At 46.9% G+C, this 25,192-nt stretch carries 23 protein-coding genes; 2 read left to right on the top strand and 21 right to left on the bottom strand.

Annotation, left to right across the window (positions count from 1 at the left end; genetic code table 11):
- Positions 1–147: 147 nt before the first annotated feature.
- From trpA to AAAT93_RS04270, 13 genes are all read right to left on the bottom strand, one after another.
- A complete protein-coding gene (gene trpA / locus AAAT93_RS04330; RefSeq protein WP_021986355.1) occupies positions 148–924 on the bottom strand; it encodes a tryptophan synthase subunit alpha in 777 nt (258 codons plus the stop codon).
- The gene (gene trpB, locus AAAT93_RS04325; protein ID WP_021986356.1) at positions 917–2,101 is read right to left on the bottom strand and encodes a tryptophan synthase subunit beta; all 1,185 of its coding nucleotides are present in this window, start codon (positions 2,099–2,101) and stop codon (positions 917–919) included. Before trpB ends, trpA begins: the two co-directional genes overlap by 8 nt.
- A 333-nt stretch (positions 2,102–2,434) precedes the next feature.
- The gene (locus tag AAAT93_RS04320; RefSeq protein WP_227573026.1) at positions 2,435–3,082 is read right to left on the bottom strand and encodes a phosphoribosylanthranilate isomerase; all 648 of its coding nucleotides are present in this window, start codon (positions 3,080–3,082) and stop codon (positions 2,435–2,437) included.
- 68 nt (positions 3,083–3,150) lie between these two features.
- A complete protein-coding gene (gene trpC / locus AAAT93_RS04315; protein ID WP_227573025.1) occupies positions 3,151–3,951 on the bottom strand; it encodes an indole-3-glycerol phosphate synthase TrpC in 801 nt (266 codons plus the stop codon).
- Positions 3,952–3,963: 12 nt separating this feature from the next.
- Positions 3,964–4,977, bottom strand: a complete 1,014-nt coding sequence (gene trpD, locus AAAT93_RS04310; protein ID WP_021986359.1) for an anthranilate phosphoribosyltransferase — start codon at positions 4,975–4,977, stop codon at positions 3,964–3,966.
- A 13-nt stretch (positions 4,978–4,990) separates the two neighbouring features.
- On the bottom strand, positions 4,991–5,560 hold the full coding sequence (locus AAAT93_RS04305) for an anthranilate synthase component II (protein ID WP_227573024.1): 570 nt from the start codon (positions 5,558–5,560) through the stop codon (positions 4,991–4,993).
- Between the two features lie 16 nt (positions 5,561–5,576).
- Positions 5,577–7,052 carry an anthranilate synthase component I gene (trpE, locus tag AAAT93_RS04300; RefSeq protein WP_227573074.1) on the bottom strand — a complete coding sequence of 492 codons (1,476 nt, stop codon included), beginning with the start codon at positions 7,050–7,052 and terminating at the stop codon, positions 5,577–5,579.
- Positions 7,053–7,466: 414 nt separating this feature from the next.
- Positions 7,467–9,029 (bottom strand): methyl-accepting chemotaxis protein, encoded by a 1,563-nt coding sequence (locus AAAT93_RS04295; protein WP_227573023.1) that lies wholly within the window; start codon positions 9,027–9,029, stop codon positions 7,467–7,469.
- 27 nt (positions 9,030–9,056) lie between these two features.
- Positions 9,057–9,281: a hypothetical protein gene (locus tag AAAT93_RS04290; protein WP_021986363.1), complete on the bottom strand. Its 225-nt coding sequence runs from the start codon at positions 9,279–9,281 to the stop codon at positions 9,057–9,059.
- Positions 9,282–9,286: 5 nt separating this feature from the next.
- Positions 9,287–10,849, bottom strand: a complete 1,563-nt coding sequence (gene glpK / locus AAAT93_RS04285) for a glycerol kinase GlpK (RefSeq protein ID WP_349095479.1) — start codon at positions 10,847–10,849, stop codon at positions 9,287–9,289.
- Positions 10,836–11,558: a hypothetical protein gene (locus AAAT93_RS04280; protein ID WP_021986365.1), complete on the bottom strand. Its 723-nt coding sequence runs from the start codon at positions 11,556–11,558 to the stop codon at positions 10,836–10,838. Before AAAT93_RS04280 ends, glpK begins: the two co-directional genes overlap by 14 nt.
- A 17-nt stretch (positions 11,559–11,575) precedes the next feature.
- A complete protein-coding gene (locus AAAT93_RS04275; RefSeq protein ID WP_118671569.1) occupies positions 11,576–12,499 on the bottom strand; it encodes an alpha/beta fold hydrolase in 924 nt (307 codons plus the stop codon).
- Between the two features lie 14 nt (positions 12,500–12,513).
- Complete coding sequence (locus AAAT93_RS04270) at positions 12,514–13,152, bottom strand: endonuclease III domain-containing protein (protein ID WP_021986367.1); 639 nt, start codon at positions 13,150–13,152, stop codon at positions 12,514–12,516.
- A 203-nt stretch (positions 13,153–13,355) separates the two neighbouring features.
- On the opposite strand from AAAT93_RS04270, the gene AAAT93_RS04265 reads away from it, so the two are divergent.
- Together AAAT93_RS04265 and AAAT93_RS04260 are read left to right on the top strand one after the other, a co-directional pair.
- Entirely contained in the window at positions 13,356–13,889 is a 534-nt protein-coding gene (locus AAAT93_RS04265; protein ID WP_021986368.1) for a TetR/AcrR family transcriptional regulator, read from the top strand.
- 360 nt (positions 13,890–14,249) lie between these two features.
- Positions 14,250–15,029, top strand: coding sequence for an AraC family transcriptional regulator (locus tag AAAT93_RS04260; protein WP_021986369.1), 780 nt, complete (start codon positions 14,250–14,252; stop codon positions 15,027–15,029).
- Between the two features lie 3 nt (positions 15,030–15,032).
- Here the strand turns inward: AAAT93_RS04260 and AAAT93_RS04255 are convergent, their stop codons facing one another.
- From AAAT93_RS04255 to pfkB (AAAT93_RS04220), 8 genes are all read right to left on the bottom strand, one after another.
- Complete coding sequence (locus AAAT93_RS04255; RefSeq protein ID WP_021986370.1) at positions 15,033–16,862, bottom strand: ABC-F family ATP-binding cassette domain-containing protein; 1,830 nt, start codon at positions 16,860–16,862, stop codon at positions 15,033–15,035.
- A gap of 221 nt (positions 16,863–17,083) precedes the next feature.
- Entirely contained in the window at positions 17,084–17,893 is an 810-nt protein-coding gene (murI, locus tag AAAT93_RS04250; RefSeq protein ID WP_021986371.1) for a glutamate racemase, read from the bottom strand.
- A 242-nt stretch (positions 17,894–18,135) separates the two neighbouring features.
- Positions 18,136–19,758 carry a phosphoenolpyruvate--protein phosphotransferase gene (gene ptsP / locus AAAT93_RS04245; RefSeq protein ID WP_117780588.1) on the bottom strand — a complete coding sequence of 541 codons (1,623 nt, stop codon included), beginning with the start codon at positions 19,756–19,758 and terminating at the stop codon, positions 18,136–18,138.
- Positions 19,759–19,803: 45 nt separating this feature from the next.
- Positions 19,804–20,061 (bottom strand): HPr family phosphocarrier protein, encoded by a 258-nt coding sequence (locus tag AAAT93_RS04240; protein WP_021986373.1) that lies wholly within the window; start codon positions 20,059–20,061, stop codon positions 19,804–19,806.
- A gap of 279 nt (positions 20,062–20,340) precedes the next feature.
- The gene (locus AAAT93_RS04235) at positions 20,341–22,275 is read right to left on the bottom strand and encodes a PTS fructose transporter subunit IIABC (RefSeq protein WP_118734393.1); all 1,935 of its coding nucleotides are present in this window, start codon (positions 22,273–22,275) and stop codon (positions 20,341–20,343) included.
- Positions 22,276–22,292: 17 nt separating this feature from the next.
- Entirely contained in the window at positions 22,293–23,219 is a 927-nt protein-coding gene (gene pfkB / locus AAAT93_RS04230; RefSeq protein WP_021986375.1) for a 1-phosphofructokinase, read from the bottom strand.
- On the bottom strand, positions 23,216–23,965 hold the full coding sequence (locus AAAT93_RS04225) for a DeoR/GlpR family DNA-binding transcription regulator (protein WP_021986376.1): 750 nt from the start codon (positions 23,963–23,965) through the stop codon (positions 23,216–23,218). Before AAAT93_RS04225 ends, pfkB (AAAT93_RS04230) begins: the two co-directional genes overlap by 4 nt.
- Positions 23,966–24,206: 241 nt before the next feature.
- Positions 24,207–25,115: a 1-phosphofructokinase gene (pfkB, locus tag AAAT93_RS04220; protein WP_117780521.1), complete on the bottom strand. Its 909-nt coding sequence runs from the start codon at positions 25,113–25,115 to the stop codon at positions 24,207–24,209.
- Positions 25,116–25,192: the final 77 nt, after the last annotated feature.

Here is a 25,192-nt window from a genome sequence, read left to right as displayed (position 1 = left end):
GCAATCCTCTTTTTTCAGTAGATTACGCCCATCCTGTGGGTTTTTACAATTCAATTTCCGGATTCACACCCAAATCAATAATTTCTCCAACATCAACCATCCCGGAAACTATCAATAATTCCTCCGAGATGCATCAATAATTCCCCTCTACGAGATCGCATCCTTCATGCTCTTTACATACTCAAACACCGGCTGTGCAGCCTCGCGTCCGTATTTTGCGATGATCTTCACGATCGCACTTCCGACAATGACGCCATCTGCGGAGGTAGCCATCTTCTTTGCCTGCTCCGGCGTTGAGATTCCGAATCCGATTGCGCAAGGAATGTCCTTCGCTTTCTTCACAAGGGCTACCATCTCGCCGACATTGGTTGTAATCTCGGTTCTTGTTCCGGTTACACCGAGCGAAGAAACACAGTAGACGAATCCATTTGCTTCCTTCGCGATCATGCTGATCCGTTCGTGTGAAGTCGGCGCGATCAAGGATACAAGATCCAGACCATACTGCTTGCAGATCGGATCAAACTCTTCTTTTTCCTCATATGGGATATCCGGCAGGATCAATCCATCGATGCCGATTTCCTTACAGGTCGAGATAAATCTCTCTGAACCATAAGAGAATACAACATTCGCGTAAGTCATAAATACCATCGGAATCGTGACCTTCTGGCGCAGCCTGCGCACCAGATCGAACACCTTGTCTGTCGTCACCTTATCCGCACCGGCCAACGCACGGATATTTGCCTCCTGAATAACCGGGCCTTCTGCCGTCGGGTCTGAAAATGGGATTCCAAGCTCGATCAGGTCTGCCCCTGCATCAACCATTGCATACACGATTTTCTCTGTTGTTTCCAAATCCGGATATCCACACGTGATAAACGGAATAAACGCTTTTCCATGCTCAAATGCTTTTGCTATATTACTCATGAAGATCCTCCCCTCTGTAACGGGCGATCGCTGCTACGTCCTTATCGCCGCGTCCGGAAATATTGATAACCATAATCTGATCCTTGTCCATCTGTGGTGCAAGCTTCATTGCGTAAGCAACCGCATGCGCACTCTCAATGGCTGGGATAATTCCCTCGATTTTCGAGAGATATTCAAATGCATCAACCGCCTCATCGTCTGTGATTGCCACATATTCCGCTCTGCCGATGTCATGCAGGTATGCATGCTCCGGTCCGATGCCCGGATAGTCTAGACCTGCGGAAATCGAATAAACCGGGGCAATCTGTCCGTATTCATCCTGACAGAAATAAGATTTCATGCCGTGGAAGATTCCAAGACGTCCGGTATTTAAGGTTGCTGCTGTCTCGAATGTATCTATGCCTCGTCCGGCTGCCTCACAACCGATCAGACGCACGCTCTTATCCTCAATAAAATGGTAGAATGCACCGATCGCATTGGAACCACCACCGACACAGGCAAGCACGGCATCCGGAAGTCTGCCTTCCTTCTCCATGATCTGCTGCTTAATCTCGCGGCTGATTACCGACTGGAAATCACGCACGATCGTCGGAAATGGATATGGTCCCATAACCGAACCAAGCACATAATGCGTATCGTCAATCCGGCTTGTCCACTCACGGAATGTCTCGGAGACCGCATCTTTCAGAGTACCGGTTCCGCTTTCCACTGCATGTACCTTCGCGCCAAGCAGACGCATCCGGTATACATTCAATGCCTGACGGATCGTATCTTCCTTACCCATGAAGATTTCACACTCCATGCCCATCATGGCTGCAACGGTCGCTGTTGCAACGCCATGCTGACCGGCACCGGTCTCTGCGATCACACGTGTCTTACCCATACGCTTTGCCAGAAGCATCTGTCCAAGTACATTGTTGATTTTGTGGGAACCGGTGTGGTTTAAGTCCTCACGCTTCAGGTAGATCTTAGCTCCACCCAGGTCCTTGCTCATGCGCTCTGCATAATAAAGTCTGCTCGGTCTGCCTGCGTACTCATTATACAGCTCGGTCAGTTCCCGGTTAAATTCCGGATCATCCTTGTATTTATTATAGGTTGCTTCCAATTCATTGACGGCGTTCATGATCGTTTCCGGCACATACTGACCGCCATGAATTCCAAATCTTCCTTTCGACATGTCTTATCCTCCTTAGAAATATGACTATCAATATGTTCCATGTATGCAGTCCATATCCAACGCTTATACATCTATATGCGATGCTTTGAAACTAAGAAATGCTAGATGTTCCAATATACATTATTCAAATTTTACGCAACCGCCGCCAATTCGCCATCCGTGGCTCAGTGGCGGCTTGTTTGAACATCGTGTTCAAACATTGCTAATATTTCTGAAACATCAAGCATTTCTAAAAGTTTCAAACATATGCATATAGATGTATAAGCGTTGGATATATCATACATAGAACATATTCATATCTACACTTTTGTTATTACTATATTTCCTTCACATCTAAAATTTTCTCACCAGTTCCATAACTTCGACCATCTTGGTAAAGTCCTTGCTTCCGTCTGTCTCGATTCCGGAGCTTACATCCAGCCCGTAGCTTCCAAGTGCTGCTGCCTCCCGCAGGTTCCCCGCATGAAGTCCGCCCGCTAAGAAATACGGCTTTCCGAACAACTCTCCTTCTGCGGTATCTCCGGCTACTATCTTTGCCTCCCGCAGCAGTTCCCAGTCAAATGCCTCTCCGGTTCCGCCAAGTACACCCTTGCGGTAGGTATCTAACAGCAGGTAATCAACCGGAAGTGCCGCTGCCTGCCGTATCTGTTCGACTGTCTGCACCTTGACCGCCTTTATAACCGGCACGTCACATACCTCTCGCAGACGTCTGATATAATCCGCATCTTCCTCACCATGCAGCTGGATCAAGTCGATACATCCATTCTGCACGAGCGATGTGATCACGGAAATATCTTCATTCACGAACACACCGACTGCCGGAATCTCCGCATCCAATGCTTCCCGGAATTGCTTCGCCTGCGCGGCACTGATCTTCCGTCTTGTATTCGCAAATATGAATCCGACAAAATCCGGTTTGACCCGATTCGCATATTCGATATCGCACGGCTTCATCATGCCGCATAATTTTATCTTCTGCATTTTACTTTCCTTCCAGCCTGTTCATCTTTCTCCTGCTTCGCACGCCAATTCGATTCCAGGACACGTGCCTATATTCCCCGCAATTCATCTAATGCCTGCTTCTTGTTCTCACTGCGCATCAGCGTCTCACCGATCAGCACTGCATCCGTACCATTTTTCAGAAGCTTCGCAATATCCTCAGCCGTCTTGATTCCGCTCTCCGAGACAAATGCGACTTCCTTTGGCACCATCTTCCGATACCTTGCGGAATTGTTGATATCCACCGTAAATGTCTTCAGATCCCGGTTGTTCACACCGATAATCGATGCCTCTGCACGAAGTGCCATCTCCACTTCCTGCTCATCGTGTGCCTCAACTAACGCCGACATACCAAGTTCCGTTGCAATCGCCTGATACTCTTCTAACTCCGACTGGGAAAGAAGAGAACAGATCAGCAGGATTGCCGATGCGCCAAGCGTCCGTGCCTGATAGATCATATACGGATCAATCGTAAAATCCTTCCGCAATACCGGAATTGTCACATGCTGGGTAATCTCTTTTAAGTACATGTCCTTTCCCTGAAAATAATACGGTTCCGTCAGGCACGAGATTGCGGATGCGCCGGCTATCTCATACTCCTTCGCGATCTCCAGATACGGGAATTCCTCTGCGATCACACCCTTCGACGGAGACGCCTTCTTCACCTCACAGATGAACGAGATTCCCGGACTCTTCAGAGTCTGATAAAATGGAAATAACTTCGGACGGTTTCCTTTCGGCAATTCCGCTGCCAGCCGCTCCGCTTCATTCCGCATATGGAAAAATGGTATTTGTTTTTTATCTTCTTCCACACGCGCCCGTGTCTTTTCTGCTATCTCATCTAATATCATGCTCTAACTCCCTTATGCTGCATTCGTTTCGGCGATAAACTGTTCCATAGTTGCAAGCGCCTTGCCACTTGTGATCATCTCACGTGCCTCTTTGATACCTTCCTCCATGCTCACATTTTTCGCAACATGGATGGCTGCACCCGCGTTAATCAGCACGGCATCAAGCTTTGCACCTGTTACCTTTCCTTCGAGGATTTCCTTCACCAGTGCTGCATTTTCTTCCGGTGTTCCTCCAACCAAGTCTTCCTTCCTGCATCGTGTGAATCCGAACTGTTCCGGCGTGATCGTGTACTTCGTGACTTTACCATCGGCAAGCTCGCAAACCTCAGTATCCGCACTCATGGAAATCTCATCTAAGCAATCCTTGCCATAGACAACCATCGCATGTTTTAAGCCAAGATCCTTCAACGCATTCGCTACCGTGTCAAGCAGCTCCTCGCTGTACACGCCGAGCAGCTGGTATGTATTATAAGCAGGATTTGTCAGTGGTCCCAGAATATTAAACACAGTCGGAACACCGATTGCCTTTCTTACCGGTCCGACATAGCGCATTGCCGGATGATATTTCTGCGCGAACAGGAAGCACAGGTTTGTATCCTTCAGCACCTTCGCATTCTTCTCCGGCTCAAGCATCAGATTGACACCGAGTGTCTCAAGGCAATCGGCGGTTCCGCATTTGCTCGAAGCGGCTCGGTTTCCGTGCTTGGCAACTGCCACACCTGCCGCTGCAGTTACGATTGCTGCAGTAGTCGAAATATTAAATGTATTCGAACGGTCTCCACCGGTTCCGACAATATCGATCACATTCATATCGCCACGGTCGAGCTTCGTTGCGAAGCTTCGCATACCTTCGGCACAGGCAGAAATCTCCTCGGCTGTCTCCCCCTTCATATGCAGAGCTACCAGAAATGCTGCGACCTGTGACTGTTCTGCCTCGCCGCTCATGATCTCCTTCATAACCTGAAGGGCTTCCTCTCTTGTCAGATTCTCTTTATTCATTGCTTTGCTGATCGCTTCTTTTATCATCGCTTTGTCCTCCTTATTTCATACTCAAAAACCGCTCCATAATTTTCCTTCCATCGGGGGTCAGGATTGACTCCGGGTGGAACTGTACGCCGTATACCGGGTAGTCCCGGTGCTCCACTGCCATGATCTCGCCATCCTCCGTGCGGGCGATTACCTTCAGCTCCGCCGGAAGCTTGTCTTCCTCTGCGGCAAGTGAATGATATCTGGCTGCCTGTAATTTTGGTTCCATCCCCTTGAAGATGGCGCTGTCGGTGTCGAGATCAACGATAGACATCTTTCCGTGCATCAGCTTCTTCGCATATCCGATCTCGCCGCCGAATGTCTCGCAGATTGCCTGATGTCCCAGACACACCCCGAAGATTGGAATCTTCCCTTTGAAGTAATCAATGACTTCCTCACAGATTCCGGCCTCCTTTGGTCTGCCCGGTCCCGGTGATACGATGATGTGATCCGGTGCCAGTGCTTCGATCTCCGCAATCGTCATCTCATCATTTCTTATAACCTTGATGTCCGGTCGGATCATTCCGATAAGCTGATACAAGTTGTACGAAAAACTATCGTAATTATCAATCAGTAATATCATGCTGCCATCTCCTTTCTTAGTCTGTCATTTCCTGTGAGATCTCGATTGCTTTCATCACAGCCTTTGCCTTGTTGATACATTCCTGATATTCATTCTCCGGCACACTGTCTGCCACGATTCCGGCTCCGCTTCGTACGAATACCTTTCCGTTCTTCTTATATGCGATCCGGATCGCGATACAGGTATCTAAGTTTCCGGTAAAATCAATATATCCGATTGCTCCCCCGTAGATGCCGCGTTTGTTGTTCTCAAGTTCATTGATAATCTCACAGGCACGGATCTTCGGTGCGCCAGACAAGGTTCCTGCCGGAAGGATTGCATCGACCGCATCTGTCACGGAGCAGTCGTCCCGCAGTTCCCCGCGTACCGTAGAACCGATATGCATCACATGCGAATACCGCTCGATGCTCATGTATTTCTCCACTTCCACGCTTCCGAACTTGCTGATCTTGCCGATATCATTTCTTCCGAGATCAACGAGCATATTATGTTCGGATCGCTCTTTCTCGTCTGCTAAAAGTTCCTCTTCGTTTTTGAGATCTTCTTCCTTCGTCTTTCCTCTCGGTCTCGTTCCCGCCAATGGGAAGGTATGTAACACACCATTTTCCAACTTCACCAATGTCTCCGGGGAAGCTCCCGCTACCTCGATGTCATTGCCGCTGAAGTAGAACATATACGGCGATGGGTTGATCGTACGAAGTACCCGGTAAGTATTCAGCAGGCTTCCGGAGAAATCCGCTTCCAGCCGGTTCGATAATACAACCTGGAAGATATCTCCTTCGTAGATGTAATTCTTTGCTTTTTCCACCATGTTGCAGAAGTCTTCCTTATCGAACAGCTTCCTGTATTCGGATGTCATCTTCGCCGGTTCTACCTCTGCTTCCTCTCCATGCTTGATCAGTTCAATGATCTCGGATATTTCTTCCACCGCATGGATGTAATTCTCCGTCAAGATATCCGTCTTCGCATTCGCGATGATGAGCAGCTTCTGCTTCACATTGTCAAATGCAATCACCTTATCGAACAGCATCAGATCTACATCATTAAACCCTTCCTCATCTTCCGCATCCAGATTCAGCTTCGGTTCACTGTATTTGATGTAATCATATGCAAAATACCCAACCAGTCCACCGGTGAATGTCGGGAATCCTTCGATCTTCGGGCTTTTGTAATCTGCCAGAATCTCGTTGATACAGGCTTCCGGATGCTGTACCATTTCCTCGCGGATAACCGTTCCGTTCACATCGGTGACTTTCAGCTTTCCGTTCATACATGTCACACAAAGCTTTGGCTTGTAACCAAGGAATGTATAGCGTCCCCAGTTTTCCTGATTCTCCACACTCTCTAACATATAACAATGCTTGCTTGCTTTTTTCAGTATCTTCAGTACCTGCATCGGTGTGCGGATATCGGAATAGATTTCCTTTAACACCGGAACAACCTTGTAATCCTTCTGATACTGCATTGCTTCTTCTAATGTTGGTCTGATCATCTCCAAACTCCTTTCTTCGTGACATGGTTCCAATAATTTATTCATTGCAATAAAAAAGTCCTTGACAAAATATACTTTTGTCAAGGACGGAATTCCCGCGGTGCCACCTTGTTTCATGAGAGTTTCCTCCCATGCTCTTTCAGAATACTATCATATTCCCTGCAACTAACGTATGCGAACGTCATAGAATACTCAGAGCGGATGCTCCTTTGACTATGCCCTCCGTGGTCCATTTGCTACCCTGCGTCCGACCCGGTTCTCAGCCTCCCGGATTCTCTGTACGTGCACGATGTAACGTTATCTCCACATCATTGGTTTCGTGTCACTATTCATTTTTGATAGACTCATACTACTCTACTTCAGAAAAAATGTCAATAACCTTTTTTCAGTTATTTTTCCTTTGTCAAAGCCATGTTAGCTTAATGCACTCAGACGTTCTGCAAGTGCCTGCAATTCTCCGACGATATCACCAACCTCTACAACAATCGAGCTGTTCTCCTCGCTGCTCTCAAGTGTTACGCTTGAATGTGCTGTCACTTCCTCGGTTGCTGCCGAGATTGTCTGGATACTATCCACGATTGCCTCATTCGACTGTGCCAGAGAAGATACCAGTCCGGTCAGCTCCTCTGTCAACTGATGGATATCCTGGGTCCGGCTTGCAATCGTCTCGAAGCTCGATGCAGTCTCAGTCGCTGCGATGCTCTGTAACTTATTGTTATCAATCAGGTAGCTGACAACATTTACAACCTCTGTCAGCTCCTCAGAAATATTCCCAATCAGTTCGGCGATATTGACCGTTGCTTCCTGGGTCTGGTCTGCAAGAGCAGAAATCTCAGATGCAACAACCGCAAAGCCCTTACCTGCTTCGCCGACTCTTGCTGCCTCGATACTTGCATTCAAGGAAAGAAGGCTTGTCTGATCGGTGATGTTCCCGATGATATCGACGATTCCCTGCATCTGGCTTGCATATGCCGTCAGCTTATCGAGCTCGGTTGCCACCTTCTTGCTCGCCTCATCGCTTGTCTCCACCTGTGAGATCAGTTCGTCAATCTTATTCTTACCCTGTGCAACCTCCTTGCTCGCCTCATCCATATCGCTCTCGATCGTATCGGATACATGTTCCACACGCTCGATTACCTGCTGGATTTCTTCTGTCTTAAGAAGCTGGGACTGTACCGAATCCGCAGTATCGTTCGTTCCATTTGTTACTTCTTCCATGGATGCCTTTGTCTTTGTAACCGAATCCTCCAGCGTTGTCATCTTCTCCGAAACTGTCAGAATATCTCCGATCATATTCTCAGAGATTTCCAGTATCTGCTCTAACATTGCAGATACAGACTCCTTCTCCTGTGTGATAGCCTTCATCTTCGCTTCATTGTTCGAGATGATAACATTTGTCGCCATCACCATAAACAACGCGAACAGCAATGTAAACCCGATCCGGATTTCAACATTCGGAAGATCCTGCGGCGTTATCATGCCATTTGCTGCCATATAAATCACATGAATCAGGTTAAGGAGGAATATTCCTCCCGCTGCGCCAAAGCTCAATCGTTTCTCTCCATATACAATGACGAACAAACTAACAAGTGCACCATACACAAACGCAACCGGAGACACGGTTGTAAATATCGTAAAGGTGTAAAATACTGCATATGAATAAATCAAAATCCGTTTCAGATTTTCACTCGCCGGATTCCGCTTATATTCGATCCAGATTGCAGCGAGCGGCAGGATGGAAAGGGCTGCGAAGATTGCGAAATATCCGCCTGTCCGGCTGCCCTTGATTACCTCCGCAAGATAGCATACCAGCAAAACTGCATTATAAATCGTATACCCGGTTACCGTGAACCGGTTTGCCCGGCTCGTTCCCTCCAGACTATCCAGCGTATTTTTTACTTCAGCAACTTTTTCCTGCATCTTCTCCTGCATATTATCATGCGCTGCAGTCATTGCTTCTTTTATGTTTTCTTCCATATCGCGCGTTCCTCCTATCGTTTATTTTTACTTTGAAAGATTCTTCAACTCTTCAACAAGCTGCATATCTTCCGGTCTCACCTTCATGTTCGTACAGAGATTCTTCCCTTCTGCCGTTGTCACACTGATCTCTATGATTGAACCTTCACCAATCTGCGACGATGCCGCCTTGAAAAATGCCGGAAGCTTCGGATGATTCGTTGTAAACTGCGTCAACAGTCCTTTTGCTTTCATAAAATTCATTGGATTCATGTCTGTCACTCTCCTTTAGCCCAGTCAAATGATGTCCGCACAGCCTTTTCCCAGCCGCGCACACGCTCATTCTTCTCTTCTTCTGTGATCTGTGGTTCAAATATCCGCTCGATCTGTGCGTTACTTCGGATCTCGTCCATATCCTTCCAATAGGAAACAGCCAGTCCCGCCAGATATGCCGCTCCGAGCGCTGTCGACTCCACACATACCGGACGCCTGACCGGAACCTGTATGATATCTGCCTGCGTCTGCATCAGATAGTTATTCGCACTGGCTCCGCCATCCACATTCAGCGATTGCAGGTGAATCCCGGAATCCTGATTCATTGCCGCAAGCACATCCGCAACCTGATAGGCAATGGAATCAAGCGTTGCACGCACGATATGTTTTTTATTCACACCGCGTGTCAATCCCACGATCGTACCACGCGCGTAACTGTCCCAATATGGAGCGCCAAGCCCGGTAAATGCCGGAACAACATAACACCCTGCCGTATCATCTACCTGCGTGGCAAGTTCCTCACTCTGTGCCGCATCCCGGATAAATTCCATCTCATCACGCAGCCACTGTATCGCTGCACCTGCAACGAAGATCGAACCTTCGAGTGCATAATTGATCTTTCCTTCTCTGCCCCAGCCGATCGTCGTTACAAGCCCGTGCTTAGAAAGGATCGGTGTCTCACCGGTATTCATCAGAAGGAAACATCCGGTTCCATATGTATTCTTCGCGTTGCCAGCATGGAAACAATTCTGTCCAAACAGCGCTGCCTGCTGATCGCCTGCGGCACCCGCGATCGGGATTTCGCCGCCCAGCAGATTCGTACATGTATAACCATAGACTTCACTGTTCGAACGCACCTCTGGCAGCATGCATTCTGGAATATCCAACAGTTTTAAGATATCTGCATCCCACTGGAGCGTATGAATATTGAACATCATCGTCCGCGATGCATTGGAATAATCTGTCACATGCACCGCTCCACCGGTCAGCTTCCAGATGAGCCATGTCTCAACCGTTCCGAACAACAGCTCTCCGGCTTCCGCGCGCTGCCTTGCCTGTGGCACATGATCTAACACCCATTTTACCTTTGTCGAAGAGAAATACGGATCTAAGATCAGACCGGTCTTTTGCTGGATCATATCTTTGATTGGACGCACATTCCCTTCTGCATCCGTCATCGTCTGTCCAAGCAACGCTTCACAATATTCTGCGGTTCTCCGGCACTGCCAGACGATCGCATTGCAGATTGGCTGTCCGGTCTTCTTATCCCAGATGATCGTTGTCTCCCGCTGGTTCGTAATTCCAATAGCTGCGATATCCTCTGCCGTCACATTGATCTTGGACATCGCCTCCACTGCCACACCCAGCTGCGTCGACCAGATTTCATTTGCGTCATGCTCCACCCAGCCTGGCTGCGGAAATATCTGTGTAAATTCTTTCTGCGCCATACTCACGATCTTACCACTCTTATCAAATAAGATACAACGGTTGCTTGTTGTACCGGCATCAAGCGCCATAATATAGCGTTTCTTTTGTTTCTCCAATTCCCGTTCCTCACTTTTGTCCAAATATTCTCTGATATCCGTAATTTAACTTCTGTTCCGGTTCCACAGCAGCCGCCATCTCCTGTGTTTCCATGCGCACCTGTATCTGCCTTGCCTCCTGCATACGGTTCTCACATTCCAGATTCCCGCAGTTCATACAGATTCCCTGACACTGCTGCCCTGGATTATCGGATAGTAGGGCAAAAAACACCACGCTTTTTGATGGCTGTAACACGCCATATTCATTTGCCGTGATATCATTTTCCTGTCCGATGTCTGCCGGCTGTCTGCCGTACACTTCCATAAGGAGTGCCTGCATCCCATCCAGAGGAATTTCCTCTCCGACAAATACATACCGCTTCACATAGCGGCGATGGAATTTCGGATAGCTCTGATTGAAATCCGCATACATCTGCAAAAGCAGCTCATTTGCTACACACTCAACCATATAGCTTTCCGATAACGCATGCTCCCGCTCATAATATTCCTGCAGACGGTCCACACCTTCGCCAAGTGTCATCGCCACAAGCGCCGACTGTTCTGCATCGAGAAGCGGAACGCCCCGCATCCGTGTGTTGATCCGATAGATTGCATACGGTGCCATGTAAATGCGAACCTTCTCATATACCTGCTGCAACGCTTCTTTTTCTTCTGTGGAAAAATGATATTTGCGCATCACCTGCTCGATAAATGCGTCCTTATTTGGTTGTTCAACTGCCATTCTGACTTTCATAGTTCCACTCTTACCGTTTAATTTTTTATAAAATCATATATGTCTTGATATACCCGTTTTCTGCCTTTTTCATTCAAAATCTCATGACGCATACCCTTGTACATCGCGCCCCGGACATCCGTATATCCAAGATCCTTCATAAAATGAATTGCTTTTCCAAAATCACTTGGACTGATCGCACATGGATCATCCTTGCCGGAGAAGAACTTGATTGGCAGATCCTTATGCTTCATCTGCCAGCCATCCTTATTGTATGTCTCCTGCAGAAGATAGACCAGATTCTCATAGCCATCTAATGTAAATGTGAAATTGCAATACCGGTCGTTGTTGTATTTTTCTACCGCATCGCGATCAGAATTGATCCACGCATGCTGTAATTTCTCCTTCTTAAACCGTCTCTCATAGCTCGAATTCATCATAATGTGATCCATAAGCTTTGAGTGCTTGCGCCTGCCCTTGCATCCACGGAGAATCTTCAATAACCGCAGTCCCGGGGCAATGCCACGCCGCATTGATGGGCTTCCGACGATCACTGCCTTGTCGATCTCATCGTCATACCGCTTCAGATAACAGCGGGCTACGAGAGAACCCATACTGTGTCCAAGCAGAATATATGGCACATCTCCGACACTCTCTTTAATCAGTTCTGTCACCTGATGTGCATCTTCGATCAAGCCATCATATCCAGCATCGTAGAAGTACCCAAGATCTGCGTCACTCACGACGCTGCTGCCATGTCCACGATGGTCATGGATCACACACAGATACCCTTTCTCTGCCAGATACTTCATAAAATCATAATACCGTTCCTTGTGTTCACACATTCCATGCAGAATCTGCACCACACCGATGATCTTTGCTTCCGGCGCAACTGTCATCGCATGAATCTCTAGCTTATCTGCATGTGAATGAAATTTAAACTCTCTATATTTGACTGCCATGTATAGCCTCCTGTCTATTTAACGCCACATTTCTTACAAATATCCTGCAGACAGCACACATCACAATGCGGCTTCGTGCGCGCACTGCACACATCTCTGCCATGATATACCAACCGGTGACATAAATCACTGCCCTCTTCCGGTGGGATGATCTTCCACAATGCCATCTCGACCTTCTTCGGATCTTTCTCGCCATCCACAAGTCCCATCCGGTTCACCAGACGAATACAATGTGTATCCGTCACGATCGCAGGTTTACCGAACACATCGCCCATGATCAGGTTTGCACTCTTTCTTCCTACGCCCGGAAGTGCCAGCAACGCGTCAAAATCATCCGGTACATTGTCCTGATATTTCTCGTGCAACACCTTCATGCATGCGCAAATATCCTTCGCCTTGCTTCTTCCAAGTCCACACGGACGCACGATTGCCTCCACATCCTCTGGCTTCGCCTCAGCAAGTGCTGCCACTGTCGGATATTTCGCATACAGATCCTGCACGACAATATTCACTCTGGCATCCGTACACTGTGCAGCAAGCCGGACCTCGACCAGAAGCTTCCACGCTTCATCATACTCCAAAGTACATGTGGCATCCGGGTATGCTTCCCGCAAACGCTCTATAATTATAGCGGCTCGTTGTTTCTTCGTCATCGCATAGTATCTCCATTATTTTATCCTTTTTATCATACCAAATTTCATGAAAAATGAAAACCTTTTTCTCCCTCGATTTATCTTTGATTTTTCATCTTGACGTACCCAATTTTACTTTTGTATAATATTATAATCAAGTAAAGTAATTGACGCATCTTTCTATATCGTCAAGCAAGCATATTATACAACTGGAGGAACCGGATATGGATTTACGCATACAGAAAACAAGACAGAATATTTTTCAGGCATTCATCGAACTTCGGGAGAAATATCCTTTGGAGAAAATTACCGTCAAGGAGCTGACAGAACGTGCCCAGATCAGCAAACAGACCTTCTACCTGCACTACCGGGATATGTACGACCTGTCCGAACGTATTGAACAGTCCATGATTCAGGAGATGTTAAAGGAACTCCCTTACCCGGAAAATATCCTTACCCATACCGGTGAGGTCACAAAGCAGTTGTTCCAGAAAGCGATCGATCAGGGGCATAATTTCCGGATTGTCTTTTCCGGCTCTCGTGTCAGCGCACTCACCGAAGGACTGGAAACCTCCCTCAAAAATGCATTATACGAGAAATGTCCAAAATACCGCACCGATCTCCGCGCCAATATTCTTATCACGATTTTAGTACAGGGCTGTTACCATGCCTACGAGCAGTATTCGACCATCGACCAGGATCGTGTTGTCTCTATCATCAGTAAAATCGCAGATGAAATCTCAAACGAATGTAAGTAAAAGAAATCCTGAAAATGCAAAAGCGGTCAACTTGGGGATAGTTGACCGCCAGCTGCGTTATCAAATAACGCGAAGGAGAAATGTGTGTCTTGTGACACTAATATGAATCTTGGGGGGATTCTATATATATAAAGCATTCTCATGCTTTATACCAATCTCATAAGACTTCCTTCCTCTTTTGTCGATTCGTCTCTACACGAGTTATCTTTTGTAGAAATGTATCTCTTGAAGTCTATGGTTGTATAATACAGATTTTTTTTGGTTTTTTATATCAAATATATGTCTTTTTTTGCACTATTATGATATACTATAAAAAAATTTAAAAAGAGAGAATTATTAAGATTTTTAGAAGGAGTATCTATGAATATTGACAAAGAAGTAAACATGAAATTATTCCAACAACAACAGGAGCAAAGCCGCCATCTGGACTACGAGAAAGAATTTGGCATCTACAAAGCAATCGCCAATGGCAACATGGAGGAGGTAAAAGCCCGTCATAAAGAATACGAGGAACACAAAGGCTACACAACCGGTAATGACAAAAATGGTGTGTTATCTGCCGATCCATTACAGAATGCCAAGTATCACTTTGTAATCCTTGCAGCCATGACAAGCCGCTTCTGTGCACAGTATGGTCTTCCACGCGAGATTGCTTACAGCATGAGCGACATATTTATCCAGCGCATGGACGTGTGCAAGAAAAAGGAAGAAGTTGACAAGATTCAGACTGAAATGATCATGAGCTATACAAAAGCAATGCAGGACAACCGCAGCAAAGGTATCTATTCCAAGCAGATTGTCAAATGTGTCGACTATATTCAGGCAAACCTGCAACAGGAGCTTCGCTTAGAAAGCATCGCAGAATACCTGAATATGAATCCGACGTATCTCTCCCGTTTGTTCAAAAAGGAAATGGATGTGTCCATCTCCGCTTACATCAAGACCGAGCGTTTGAAAACTGCGGCACATCTGTTGCAATATAGTAATTATTCCATCTCTGAAATTTCAGAGTACTTAAACTTCTCCTCCCAGAGCCATTTTACAAGCTCTTTCCAGGAGTTATATGGACTCACACCGAAGAAGTACCGGGATTTACATACAAGCTGTGAATCTCCGGATCTGGAAGAATACGAATCGTAACAGCTATGATTGCGCAGCAATCTGTGCAACCAGATCTTCCAGATACATCCACCGGTCCATCTTTTCAGCCAGCGTTTGTTCGAGTTGTTCCTGCTCTTCATAGAGCCGTTGCAGTTCGGAGGAATTGCTGGCATTTTTTTCCATTGCAATTTTATTCTCTTCTATCCTCTGCTCCAATGTCGCAATATCATCTTCAATCGTATCATATTCCCGCTGTTCCTGATACGAAAGCTTCAGCTTCTTCGTGCGCGGTTTTTCTTTCCAGTTATCCGACTTTCCTGTCTTCGATTCAGCCGTCTCTGTCTTCGCTCCCGCAGATTTCTCTGCCGCCTGTTGTTCATACAGAACCCGTGTCTCGTAATCGGTGTAACCACCCTCGCTCTGCCAGAGTGTTCCGTCCGGGCGGAATGCGAAGATGCGGCGTACTACACGATCTAAGAAATAGCGGTCATGGCTGACTGCAACAACGATTCCCTGGAACGAATCCAGATAATCTTCCAATATCGTAAGTGTCGTGATGTCCAGATCATTCGTCGGCTCATCCAATATAAGGACATTCGGTGCAGACATCAAAACCTTGCACAGATACAACCGTCTGCGCTCACCACCCGATAATTTTCCGATCAGGCCATACTGGTCTTCGCCACGGAACAAGAACCGCTCCAGCAGTCTTGCCGCAGTAATCTTTCCTTCGTCTGTCTCTACATATTCCGCCACATCGCGGATGTAATCGATCACACGCTGGTTCGGGTCCATATCCTTGCCAAGCTGGATTTCCTGTGCGAAATAGCCAATTTTCACTGTCGGACCAATCACAACACTTCCGCTGTCTGGCTCTAAAATCCCCTGCATGATCTTAAGCAGCGTACTCTTGCCACAGCCATTTCGACCAACGATTCCAATCCGGTCATCCTTTAAGAAATGATATGTAAAATCATGAATGATCGTCTTTCCGTCAAAACTTTTTTCAATATGGTCAAGCTCCACCGTTGTCCGTCCAAGACGTGAGGAAACAGAACCGATCTCTACCTGTGCATCCTTCACTGGTGCGGATTTGCCTTTCATCTCCTCGTAGCGTTCCAGTCTTGCCTTCTGTTTTGTTGAACGCGCTCTGGCTCCACGCTTTACCCATTCAAGCTCCACACGCAGAATCGACTGCCGTTTGCGTTCCTGTGCATCTAAGATATCCTCACGGAGCGTCTTTCCCTCCAAAAATCCAGAATAGTTTGTTGCATACGAATAGATCTGTCCTTTATCCACTTCGATGATCCGGTTCGCCACGCTGTCAAGGAAATATCGGTCATGGGTTACCATAATGATCGAGCCTTTGTATGCGCGCAGTTCGTCCTCTAACCAGGTTGACATCTCACTGTCCAGATGGTTGGTCGGCTCGTCCAACAGTAATATATCTGCTTTCGCTAGTAATGCCGATACGAGCGCCAGACGTTTGCGCTGTCCACCGGATAAGTGTCCACATGTCTCTTCAAAATCCGTAATGCCAAGCTTCGTCATCATCGTTTTGGCTTCGCTCTCGACCGTCCAGTGGTTTTCCTCTGTGGCATGTCCCCGCACCACTGCCTGCAGCACGGTATCTGTCGGTTCAAATTCCGGTGTCTGTGGCAGATATTGTACTGTATAATGATTTGCCAGTATCACGTTTCCAGAATCTGGTTTCTCTATGCCTGCAATGATCTTCAGAAGGGTGGATTTGCCTGTGCCGTTAATTCCGATGATTCCGGCTTTTTCGCCTTCCTGTAAAAAGAAGGACGCTTTATCAAAGAGCTTGCGCTCGCCATATGCTTTTGTGATTTCATCGACGGTTACGATGTTCATTTTGAATGCTCCTATCATCTATCCAGATTTGGACGCGATTGCCATTCTTCGCAGACACGCTTCCGCTCGGTTCATCACGCAGTGGTACTAAATTCACGACAAACAAGTTTGCCGTTCATTAAGTACCAGCGTGCTTCAACGGTCTGCTTAAGAATTGGCAATCGTGTCCAAATCCATATACATTTTTGATGGGATATCTACGACCTTATCCCTATATAATCTCATTCGTAGTCAGGCAAATTCAGTAACTTTAGACTCAAGTCTATTAGTTCCTGCCTTCCGGATGAATTCATAATCCGCACCTTGCCTTTGTGGTCGTCAGTGCGCAGCAGGCCTTGTACTTTGAGGCGGCGCATGAGTTCGCGGGAGGTTCCAAGGCTGCCATCGATCAGATGGATGTCACGGTCCCCAAGGAAATGGCGGAGTTCTTTTTTCAGGAACGGATAGTGCGTACAGCCAAGAACGATGGATTCTGTGTCGTCGGTCAGGACTGGTGATAGCTTTTCTGCGAAATAATCGTCCAATTCCTGTCCATCCAGATCGCCATGCTCGACGAACTCCATCAATCCGTCACACTGGACTGGAACGATATCTGCCTGCTCCCGATACTTTGCCAAAAGGTTCTGAAACTTCTCCTGTTTGAGTGTCATCGGGGTTGCCATCACTAAGATTCTGCCTCCATGACTTTCCGTCACGGCTGGTTTCACGGCTGGTTCGATTCCCACGATTGGAAGCTCCGGATATGTATTTCGCAGCAAACGTACGGCTGCGCTTGTCGCTGTGTTGCAGGCAACTGCTAATCCTTTGATTCCCATATCCAGCAGTTTTTCTACCACTGCAAATGTCAAATCCCGGATTTCCGCCTGCGGCTTTACACCATAGGGTGCATGCAGGGAATCTCCATAATATATAAAATCTTCCTTCGGCATCAATTTTATGGCTTCGCGCAGGACGCTTAATCCGCCAAGCCCCGAATCCATAAATCCGATTGGGAGTTTTTGTTTTTCCTGTAATTTGTCTGTTTCTGACATGTTATAACCTTCTTGTCATATTTAATGTTGCGACACGAAGCGTGATGGTTTACGCACGCTTTATTCATTTGCATTGCCACGCCCATTCTACCACAGATACCTATACTTGTACAAACGAAAAATCGCAAGGCATATATGGATCAGTCCTTACGCCTTGCGATTTTATCAATATTTGCAGGCAATGAGCTTCTGAGTCAAAAGATATAGCTTACGTTGATTGCCCTAAAATGTACAATTGCTTTTTATTTGGTTGTATCCGTGCTGCGGATCTTATCCCTTACCGGGAATATCATGGATGGCGATACCGAAAGCTCATCAATTCCCATCTTCAGGAAGGTTTCTGTGAGAGTTGTATCGGCTCCAAGCTCGCCGCAGATTCCGACCCAGCAGCCTTCCTTATGTCCATTGTCGATCACCATCTGAATCATACGTAAGATTGCAGGATGGTGGGAATCGTAGAAATCATCCAGTTTCGGATTCTGACGGTCAATCGCCAGCGTATACTGTGTCAGATCGTTCGTTCCGATGCTGAAGAAATCAACTTCTTTCGCAAGCTCTGCACTCATCATAACTGCGGCCGGTGTCTCGATCATGATACCCTGCTCGACATCTCCATACGGAAGTCCCTGTGCATCTAACTCGGCTTTCACTTCGTCCACGATTGCATGAATCTTCTGCACCTCTGCCACGGAAATGATCATCGGATACATGACACCGATATTTCCATAATAGCTTGCACGGAAGATCGCGCGAAGCTGTGTCTTGAAGATTTCCGGCTGTGTCAGGCAGATACGGATTGCACGATAGCCCATTGCCGGGTTATCTTCCTTATCCAGATTGAAATAATCCACCTGTTTGTCGGCACCGATATCCAGTGTACGGATAATGACTTTCTTGCCTGCCATATTCTCCGCAACTGTTTTATATGCCTGAAACTGTTCTTCTTCTGTTGGAAATGTATTGCTCTCTAAATACAGGAACTCGCTTCGGAAAAGTCCGATGCCCTCTGCATCATTCTGCAGGGCAGATGCCACATCCGCAACACCACCGATGTTCGCGTACAGCTTGATTTTCTTTCCATCGAGTGTGATATTTTCCTTGCCCTTCAGTTCCTGCAGCAAGCGTTTCTTCTCTTCGGCTTCCTGCTTCTTACTCTCGTATTCTTTCACAACATCATCGGTTGGCTCTACATAGACATTGCCATTGTAACCATCGACAATTGCGAATTTGCCGTCGACATTTTCCTCGAATTTAACACCGATCAGTGCCGGAATATTCATCGTCCGCGCCAGAATCGCTGTATGGGAATTCGTTGAACCATGTCTTGTCACAAACGCAAGCACCTTCGACTTGTCAAGCTGCACCGTCTCACTCGGTGCCAGATCATCTGCCAGCAGAATCACCGGTTCGTCACCATCTAATACACTATCTTTCTTTCCCTGCAGAATCTTCACAACGCGATTGGAAATATCTTTTACATCCGCGGCACGTGCTTTCATATAATCATCGTCCATCGCCGCGAACATGTTCGAGAAATTATCACCTGTCGTTGCAACCGCATACTCGGCATTGATTCCCTGATTCTCGATCATGTGTGTGATTGCTTCCACATAATCAAGATCATCCAACATCATCTGATGTACATCAAATATCATCGCATTGACTTCTCCGACTTCCACCAGTGCTTTTTCGTAGAGTGCCTGTAACTGCTCCTTCGCGGTTTCCTTTGCCTCTTCAAATCGCTTTACTTCTGCGGCTGTGTCCTCGATCTTTACACGTTTGACAGTACTTTCATCCTTGTTATATACGGAGATCCGACCGATTGCAATTCCGCCAAATACACTTTTTCCTTTTAATTCCTGCATACTCTCACCCGGCTGTATAAGACCTTCCCTTTCTTCGTACATCAATTACAGATTCTCGTTCATGAATGCGGAGAGTGCTGCGATTGCCTCATCTTCCTGTTCACCGTCTGCCTGCAAGATCACTTCCTGTCCCTGCTTTGCGCCAAGACTCATGACACCCATGATACGCTTTGCATCAACGCTTCTTCCATCCTTTGCGATTGTTACCTTGCATGGATAAGCGGCTGCGAGCTTTACAAGCTGTCCGGCTGGTCTTGCGTGGATTCCCTGTGCATCTGTGATTACATAACTAAACTCTCTCATAATTTTATTCTCCTTTTCTTTTATGGTTATTCCAACGTCTATGTTTTCTTTCCAAGTTGCGTACACTACACATTCTACGCAGACGCGCTCTCGCTCACTTCCACACGCAGCGGACACTAAATTCACGTCAAACACGTTTGCCGTTCATTAAGTGCCGGCGTGTTCCAATGGTCTGCTTTAGAATTGTGTAGTGTCCCGCAACTCTATCTACAATATTGGATTTTACAATCCTATATAAAAATTATATGGTATAAAATTCTTCAATCGTATGACCTTGTATTATGCGACTACTTTCTTCTTTAATACTCCGAGCAGGAGTGCGGAAATGATACTTCCGACTACCAGTGCGACAAGATACATTGCGGCGTGTCCGACAACCGGGAATACGAAGATTCCACCGTGAGGCGCCATCAGTGTACAGTTAAACGCTGCGGAAAGTCCACCAGCGACACCTGCACCAACCACACATGCCGGAATGACATGTAACGGATCGGCTGCGGCGAATGGAATTGCTCCCTCTGTGATGAATGAAAGTCCCATAACGAAGTTTGTAGGACCTGCCTTGCGTTCCTGCTCTGTAAACTTGTTCTTGAACAATAAGGATGCGATTGCAATTGCGATTGGAGGAACCATACCTCCGATCATAACCGCTGCCATGATATCATAATTTCCGGCTGCAATCTGCGCGGTACCGAATACATACGCTGCCTTGTTGACCGGGCCACCCATATCGACTGCCATCATCGCGCCGAGCAATGCTCCAAGCAGGATAATATTTGCGCCACTCATGTTCTTCAAGCCATTGTTCAAAGCTGTATTGATAAATCCGACAACCGGTTCAATCACATACACCATACCTGCTCCGGTAATCAGCAATCCAAAGACCGGGATCAGCAGGATCGGCACCATTCCTTCCAGTGCAGAAGGAAGCTTCGAGAAAATCTTCTTCAGCAGCAATACAACATAGCCTGCTATAAATCCGGCAGCCAGTGCGCCGAGGAATCCGGACTTTCCATTTGCTGCAATGGCACCACCTAAGAAGCCAAGTGCAAGTCCCGGACGGTCCGCGATACTCATTGCGATAAATCCGGCGAGAATCGGCAGCATAAAACTAAATGCCACGCCACCAACCTGAGCCTTCAAGAAATAAGCAACCGGCGTCAATGTGCCGAAGTTACTCTTTACATCCGCAACAGAACCATACTTGTCAATCAGATACTGCGGAACGTGGTTTAAGTCAACGAGCAATCCATCAATCAGGAATGCAAGCGCGATCAGAATACCACCGCCAACGACAAATGGTAACATATGCGATACACCGTTCATCAGATGCTTATAAATCTGGTGTCCGACACTTTCTTTGCCCTCGGTCTCTTTGCTTTCGGCTGCATCACCGCCTGCTTCATAGACAGCTGCTTTGCCTTCGGCTGCTCGTGTCAGTAATTGTTCTGCCTTATTGATACCATCTGCCACCTTGCAGATGATCACCTTCTTGCCGTGGAAACGATCCATCGGCACCTGCGTATCTGCAGCTACGATGATCGCATCTGCTTCTTTGATTTCTTCTGCAGTCAATACATTCTTGGCTCCGCCGGAACCTCTGGTTTCTACCTTGATTGCGTAGCCCAGCTCCTTTGCTTTCTTCTCCAATGCTTCGGCAGCCATATAAGTATGTGCGATTCCGGTCGGGCATCCCGTTACTGCTAAAATCTTCTTTGTTGCTTCTGAGATAGTCGGAATCTCTTCCTGCTTGGCATCACCATTTTCCGCCTTGTCAATGATACTTAAGAATTCATCTACTGTCTTCGCGGATTTCAATGCATTCGTGAAATCCTCGTCCATAAGAAGCACGGATAATTTGCTCAGTACATCGAGATGTACATTGTCTGCGGTATCCGGTGCTGCGATCAGGAACAGCAGATGTACCGGCTCGCCATCCAACGAATCGAAATCCACACCATCCGGAATCACCATCGCTGCAAGTCCTGCCTGCTTCACCGCAGCGGACTTACAATGCGGAATCGCGATTCCTTCTCCGATTCCGGTTGTTCCTTCTTCCTCTCGTGCATACACACCTTTCTTGTATGTTTCCACATCGGCAATCTTACCGCTTTCTGCCATCAAAGCAACTGCGCGATCCAATGTCTCTTCCTTTGAGCTTACCTTAGCGCCAAGGTAAATGCTCTTCTTGTCTAACAAATCTGTAATTTGCATACGCAACCCCTCCTTTATCATTTTTTGCCGAAGGTCTTTACATACAAGCCTTCGACTTCTTCCTTCGTTGCAAGCTCTTCCGAAAATGCACTCGCACTTCCGGTACATACACCCATTTCAAATGCGTTTCTATAAGCATCTGCTCCGCCATCTGTAATCAGATATCCGGCAATAAATCCGGCGACCATCGAATCTCCGGCACCGACGGAATTTTTCACTGTGCCCTTTGGAGCCTCTGCCCGGTACTCACTTCCGTCCTCCGCAAGTAATACCGCGCCATCCCCTGCCATGGATACAAGCACATTTCTGGCTCCCTGCTCCTGCAACTTCTTCGCATATTTGCATACATCGTCTTTGTCTTTGATCTCCACTCCGAAGATCTCGCCGAGTTCGAAATTATTCGGTTTGATCATAAACGGCTTATATGGAAGCACATTCACCAGAAGATCTCTTGTCGCATCTACAACGATCTTCAACTTCTTGTCCTGCAGACGCTTCATGATATCCATATACGCGGACTGCGGCAAGCTCTCCGGAATCGAACCTGCCAGAACAAGGATATCGCCCTCCTGCAAGGTCTCTAACTTCTGATATAACAGTTCCAATGCATCCGCGGAAATCTTCGGTCCCTGTCCGTTGATCTCGGTTTCCTCCTTCGCGCGGATCTTGACATTGATTCGTGTCATGCCTGCATCTAACTCAATAAAATCGCTTTCCACACCTTTTGCCTTCAACATGGATTTCAAAACCTCTCCGGTAAATCCGGCCGTAAATCCAAGTGCCTGATTCTCAAATCCAAGATTCTTCAATACCATGGATACATTGATTCCTTTTCCACCCGGCAGAATCTTCTCGCCGCTGGTACGGTTGACATATCCAAGATTCACACAATCCAGATCCTGCACATAGTCGAGAGACGGATTAAATGAAACAGTGTAAATCATACGCTCACCTCCGTGATATTCTTTATTCCTCTGTACTCATTATTTTCAATCTTCGTTGTAATTATCCTTGCAGACTTGAATTCCGCAAAACTTATCGAACAAATCTCGCCGAATTTGCTGCTGTCACACAGCACATAGCGCTCCTTCGTCTTCTGCATGGATTTCTTCTTCACCATTGCTTCTTTGACATCCGGTGTTGTAAATCCGTTGCCCTTCGTCACGCCGTTCGCACCCCAGAAGCCTTTCGTGAAGTTATATTTATCCAAGGAGATAATTGCTTCTTCTCCAACGATCGCTTCTGTGACCGGCTTGAACTCACCGCCAAGGATATATGTCGTATAGCCTTTCTGTGACAAATGCTTTGCATGTGCAAATGAGTTTGTGACGAATATCACATTCTTCGCTGTGATATAGTCAATCATCAGCTCGGTTGTCGTTCCGGCATCCATATACACCACATCCTGATCCTTGATCAATGCTGCCGCATATCTGGCAATCTCAATCTTTTCTTCCCGGTTGATCTCCTTCCGGTATTCCACCGCATCGTCCTTCACATGGAAGCTTCCGCCGATTGCCATCGCACCGCCATGTACCTTCACCAGTCTGCCTTCCTTATCCAGTGCGTTCAGATCCCGCCGGATCGTGGACTCGGAAATATCAAGAAGCTGCATCAGTTCCTGTACGGAAACGCTGTGTCTTTGTTCTACTGCTGCAAGTATCGCCTGCTGTCTTTCTTCTCCTAACATGTTTCTCCTTTCCGTCAAAATCGTTCATTTTGTTTCATTTTCGTTCAACTTTTCTATATGGTAACGCCATTTTCCGTCATTGTCAATCATTTTCTTTCATTTTTCTCCAATTTTCAGTCAATTTTCCAATCAAATTCCGTCAAAAGTCACATACCATGTAATATGCCCAAATTACCGGCATAAAAAACAGGACAGCTGACTGTAAATCAACTGTCCTACATGCATTTATACTGTGTTGTTATTACGCCATCTGCGTCTGAAACAGCGTATCGATCTCTTCTTTCGTTGCAAGCTCCTCGGAAAATGCACTGGCACTTCCGGCACAGATACCAAGCTTCAACGCATACTCATAATCGTCACGCTCGATATAACCTGCCAGGAATCCGGCAAGCATCGAATCACCGGCACCGACAGAGTTCTTCACCTGTCCCTTCGGTGCGGCTGCGCGAATCACTCTGCCATCCTCTGTCACAAGGACTGCACCCTGATACGACATGGAGACGAGCACATTTCTCGCGCCACGCTCCTGCAGCTGCTTCGCATACACCTCTGCCTGATCCATCGTTGTTACTTCCACACCGAACAGGTTTCCAAGCTCGGTACGGTTTGGCTTAATCAAAAATGGGTGATACGGAAGAACATTCGTGAGCAGTTCTCCGGTCGCATCCACGATAATCTTGTTGTTATTATATTGCAGCATCTGCATGATATCCATATACGTTGTCTTGGACATACAGTCTGGCAGGCTGCCTGCAAGTACCAGATAATCATCCTGATCCAGATATCCAAGCTTCTCATAGAGCTCTGCGATATCCTCGCTCTTGATCTCCGGTCCCTGTCCGTTTACCTCTGTCTCATCGCCACAGCGCATCTTGACATTGATACGCGTCAGTCCATTTGCAATATCAATAAAATCCGCGTTCATATCACGCTGCATCAACAGCGCTTTCAAAGCTTCCCCGGTAAATCCCGATGTAAAGCAGATTGCCCGGTTATCGATACCGAGATTCTGCAGTACGATGGATACGTTGATGCCCTTGCCGCCCGGCAGAATCTTCTCACCTGTCGTACGATTCACCTGGTTGCGTTCGAATTCCGTCAAATCCAGAATATAATCCAGCGACGGGTTAAATGTAACTGTATATATCATATTTTTCCCTTTCTCTCTATGCGTAGATCCCGAACCAATACATTAATTTTATAATACCCTATTCCCCGCGTGATTGT

The organism is Coprococcus hominis (ex Arizal et al. 2022) (assembly GCF_040094675.1).
GTDB lineage: Bacteria > Bacillota > Clostridia > Lachnospirales > Lachnospiraceae > Coprococcus_C > Coprococcus_C hominis.
Note: the sequence above shows the minus strand (reverse complement) of the source record. Positions and strands in the feature narration are given on the sequence as shown.

Excerpts from the sequence above, each read along its gene's own strand:
- AAAT93_RS04235 (WP_118734393.1), bottom strand. The coding sequence starts at position 22,275 with ATGCAAATTACAGATTTGTTAGACAAGAAGAGCATTTACCTTGGCGCT.
- trpA (WP_021986355.1), bottom strand. The coding sequence starts at position 924 with ATGAGTAATATAGCAAAAGCATTTGAGCATGGAAAAGCGTTTATTCCG.
- pfkB (WP_117780521.1), bottom strand. The coding sequence starts at position 25,115 with ATGATATATACAGTTACATTTAACCCGTCGCTGGATTATATTCTGGAT.
- pfkB (WP_021986375.1), bottom strand. The coding sequence starts at position 23,219 with ATGATTTACACTGTTTCATTTAATCCGTCTCTCGACTATGTGCAGGAT.
- AAAT93_RS04255 (WP_021986370.1), bottom strand. The coding sequence starts at position 16,862 with ATGAACATCGTAACCGTCGATGAAATCACAAAAGCATATGGCGAGCGC.
- trpE (WP_227573074.1), bottom strand. The coding sequence starts at position 7,052 with ATGATCAGACCAACATTAGAAGAAGCAATGCAGTATCAGAAGGATTAC.
- ptsP (WP_117780588.1), bottom strand. The coding sequence starts at position 19,758 with ATGCAGGAATTAAAAGGAAAAAGTGTATTTGGCGGAATTGCAATCGGT.
- AAAT93_RS04275 (WP_118671569.1), bottom strand. The coding sequence starts at position 12,499 with ATGGCAGTCAAATATAGAGAGTTTAAATTTCATTCACATGCAGATAAG.
- AAAT93_RS04260 (WP_021986369.1), top strand. The coding sequence starts at position 14,250 with ATGAATATTGACAAAGAAGTAAACATGAAATTATTCCAACAACAACAG.
- AAAT93_RS04240 (WP_021986373.1), bottom strand. The coding sequence starts at position 20,061 with ATGAGAGAGTTTAGTTATGTAATCACAGATGCACAGGGAATCCACGCA.
- AAAT93_RS04225 (WP_021986376.1), bottom strand. The coding sequence starts at position 23,965 with ATGTTAGGAGAAGAAAGACAGCAGGCGATACTTGCAGCAGTAGAACAA.
- AAAT93_RS04270 (WP_021986367.1), bottom strand. The coding sequence starts at position 13,152 with ATGACGAAGAAACAACGAGCCGCTATAATTATAGAGCGTTTGCGGGAA.
- AAAT93_RS04280 (WP_021986365.1), bottom strand. The coding sequence starts at position 11,558 with ATGAAAGTCAGAATGGCAGTTGAACAACCAAATAAGGACGCATTTATC.
- murI (WP_021986371.1), bottom strand. The coding sequence starts at position 17,893 with ATGTCAGAAACAGACAAATTACAGGAAAAACAAAAACTCCCAATCGGA.
- AAAT93_RS04305 (WP_227573024.1), bottom strand. The coding sequence starts at position 5,560 with ATGATATTACTGATTGATAATTACGATAGTTTTTCGTACAACTTGTAT.
- AAAT93_RS04265 (WP_021986368.1), top strand. The coding sequence starts at position 13,356 with ATGGATTTACGCATACAGAAAACAAGACAGAATATTTTTCAGGCATTC.
- trpC (WP_227573025.1), bottom strand. The coding sequence starts at position 3,951 with ATGATATTAGATGAGATAGCAGAAAAGACACGGGCGCGTGTGGAAGAA.
- trpB (WP_021986356.1), bottom strand. The coding sequence starts at position 2,101 with ATGTCGAAAGGAAGATTTGGAATTCATGGCGGTCAGTATGTGCCGGAA.
- AAAT93_RS04290 (WP_021986363.1), bottom strand. The coding sequence starts at position 9,281 with ATGAATCCAATGAATTTTATGAAAGCAAAAGGACTGTTGACGCAGTTT.
- AAAT93_RS04295 (WP_227573023.1), bottom strand. The coding sequence starts at position 9,029 with ATGGAAGAAAACATAAAAGAAGCAATGACTGCAGCGCATGATAATATG.
- AAAT93_RS04320 (WP_227573026.1), bottom strand. The coding sequence starts at position 3,082 with ATGCAGAAGATAAAATTATGCGGCATGATGAAGCCGTGCGATATCGAA.
- trpD (WP_021986359.1), bottom strand. The coding sequence starts at position 4,977 with ATGATAAAAGAAGCGATCAGCAAAGCAATGAATAAAGAGAATCTGACA.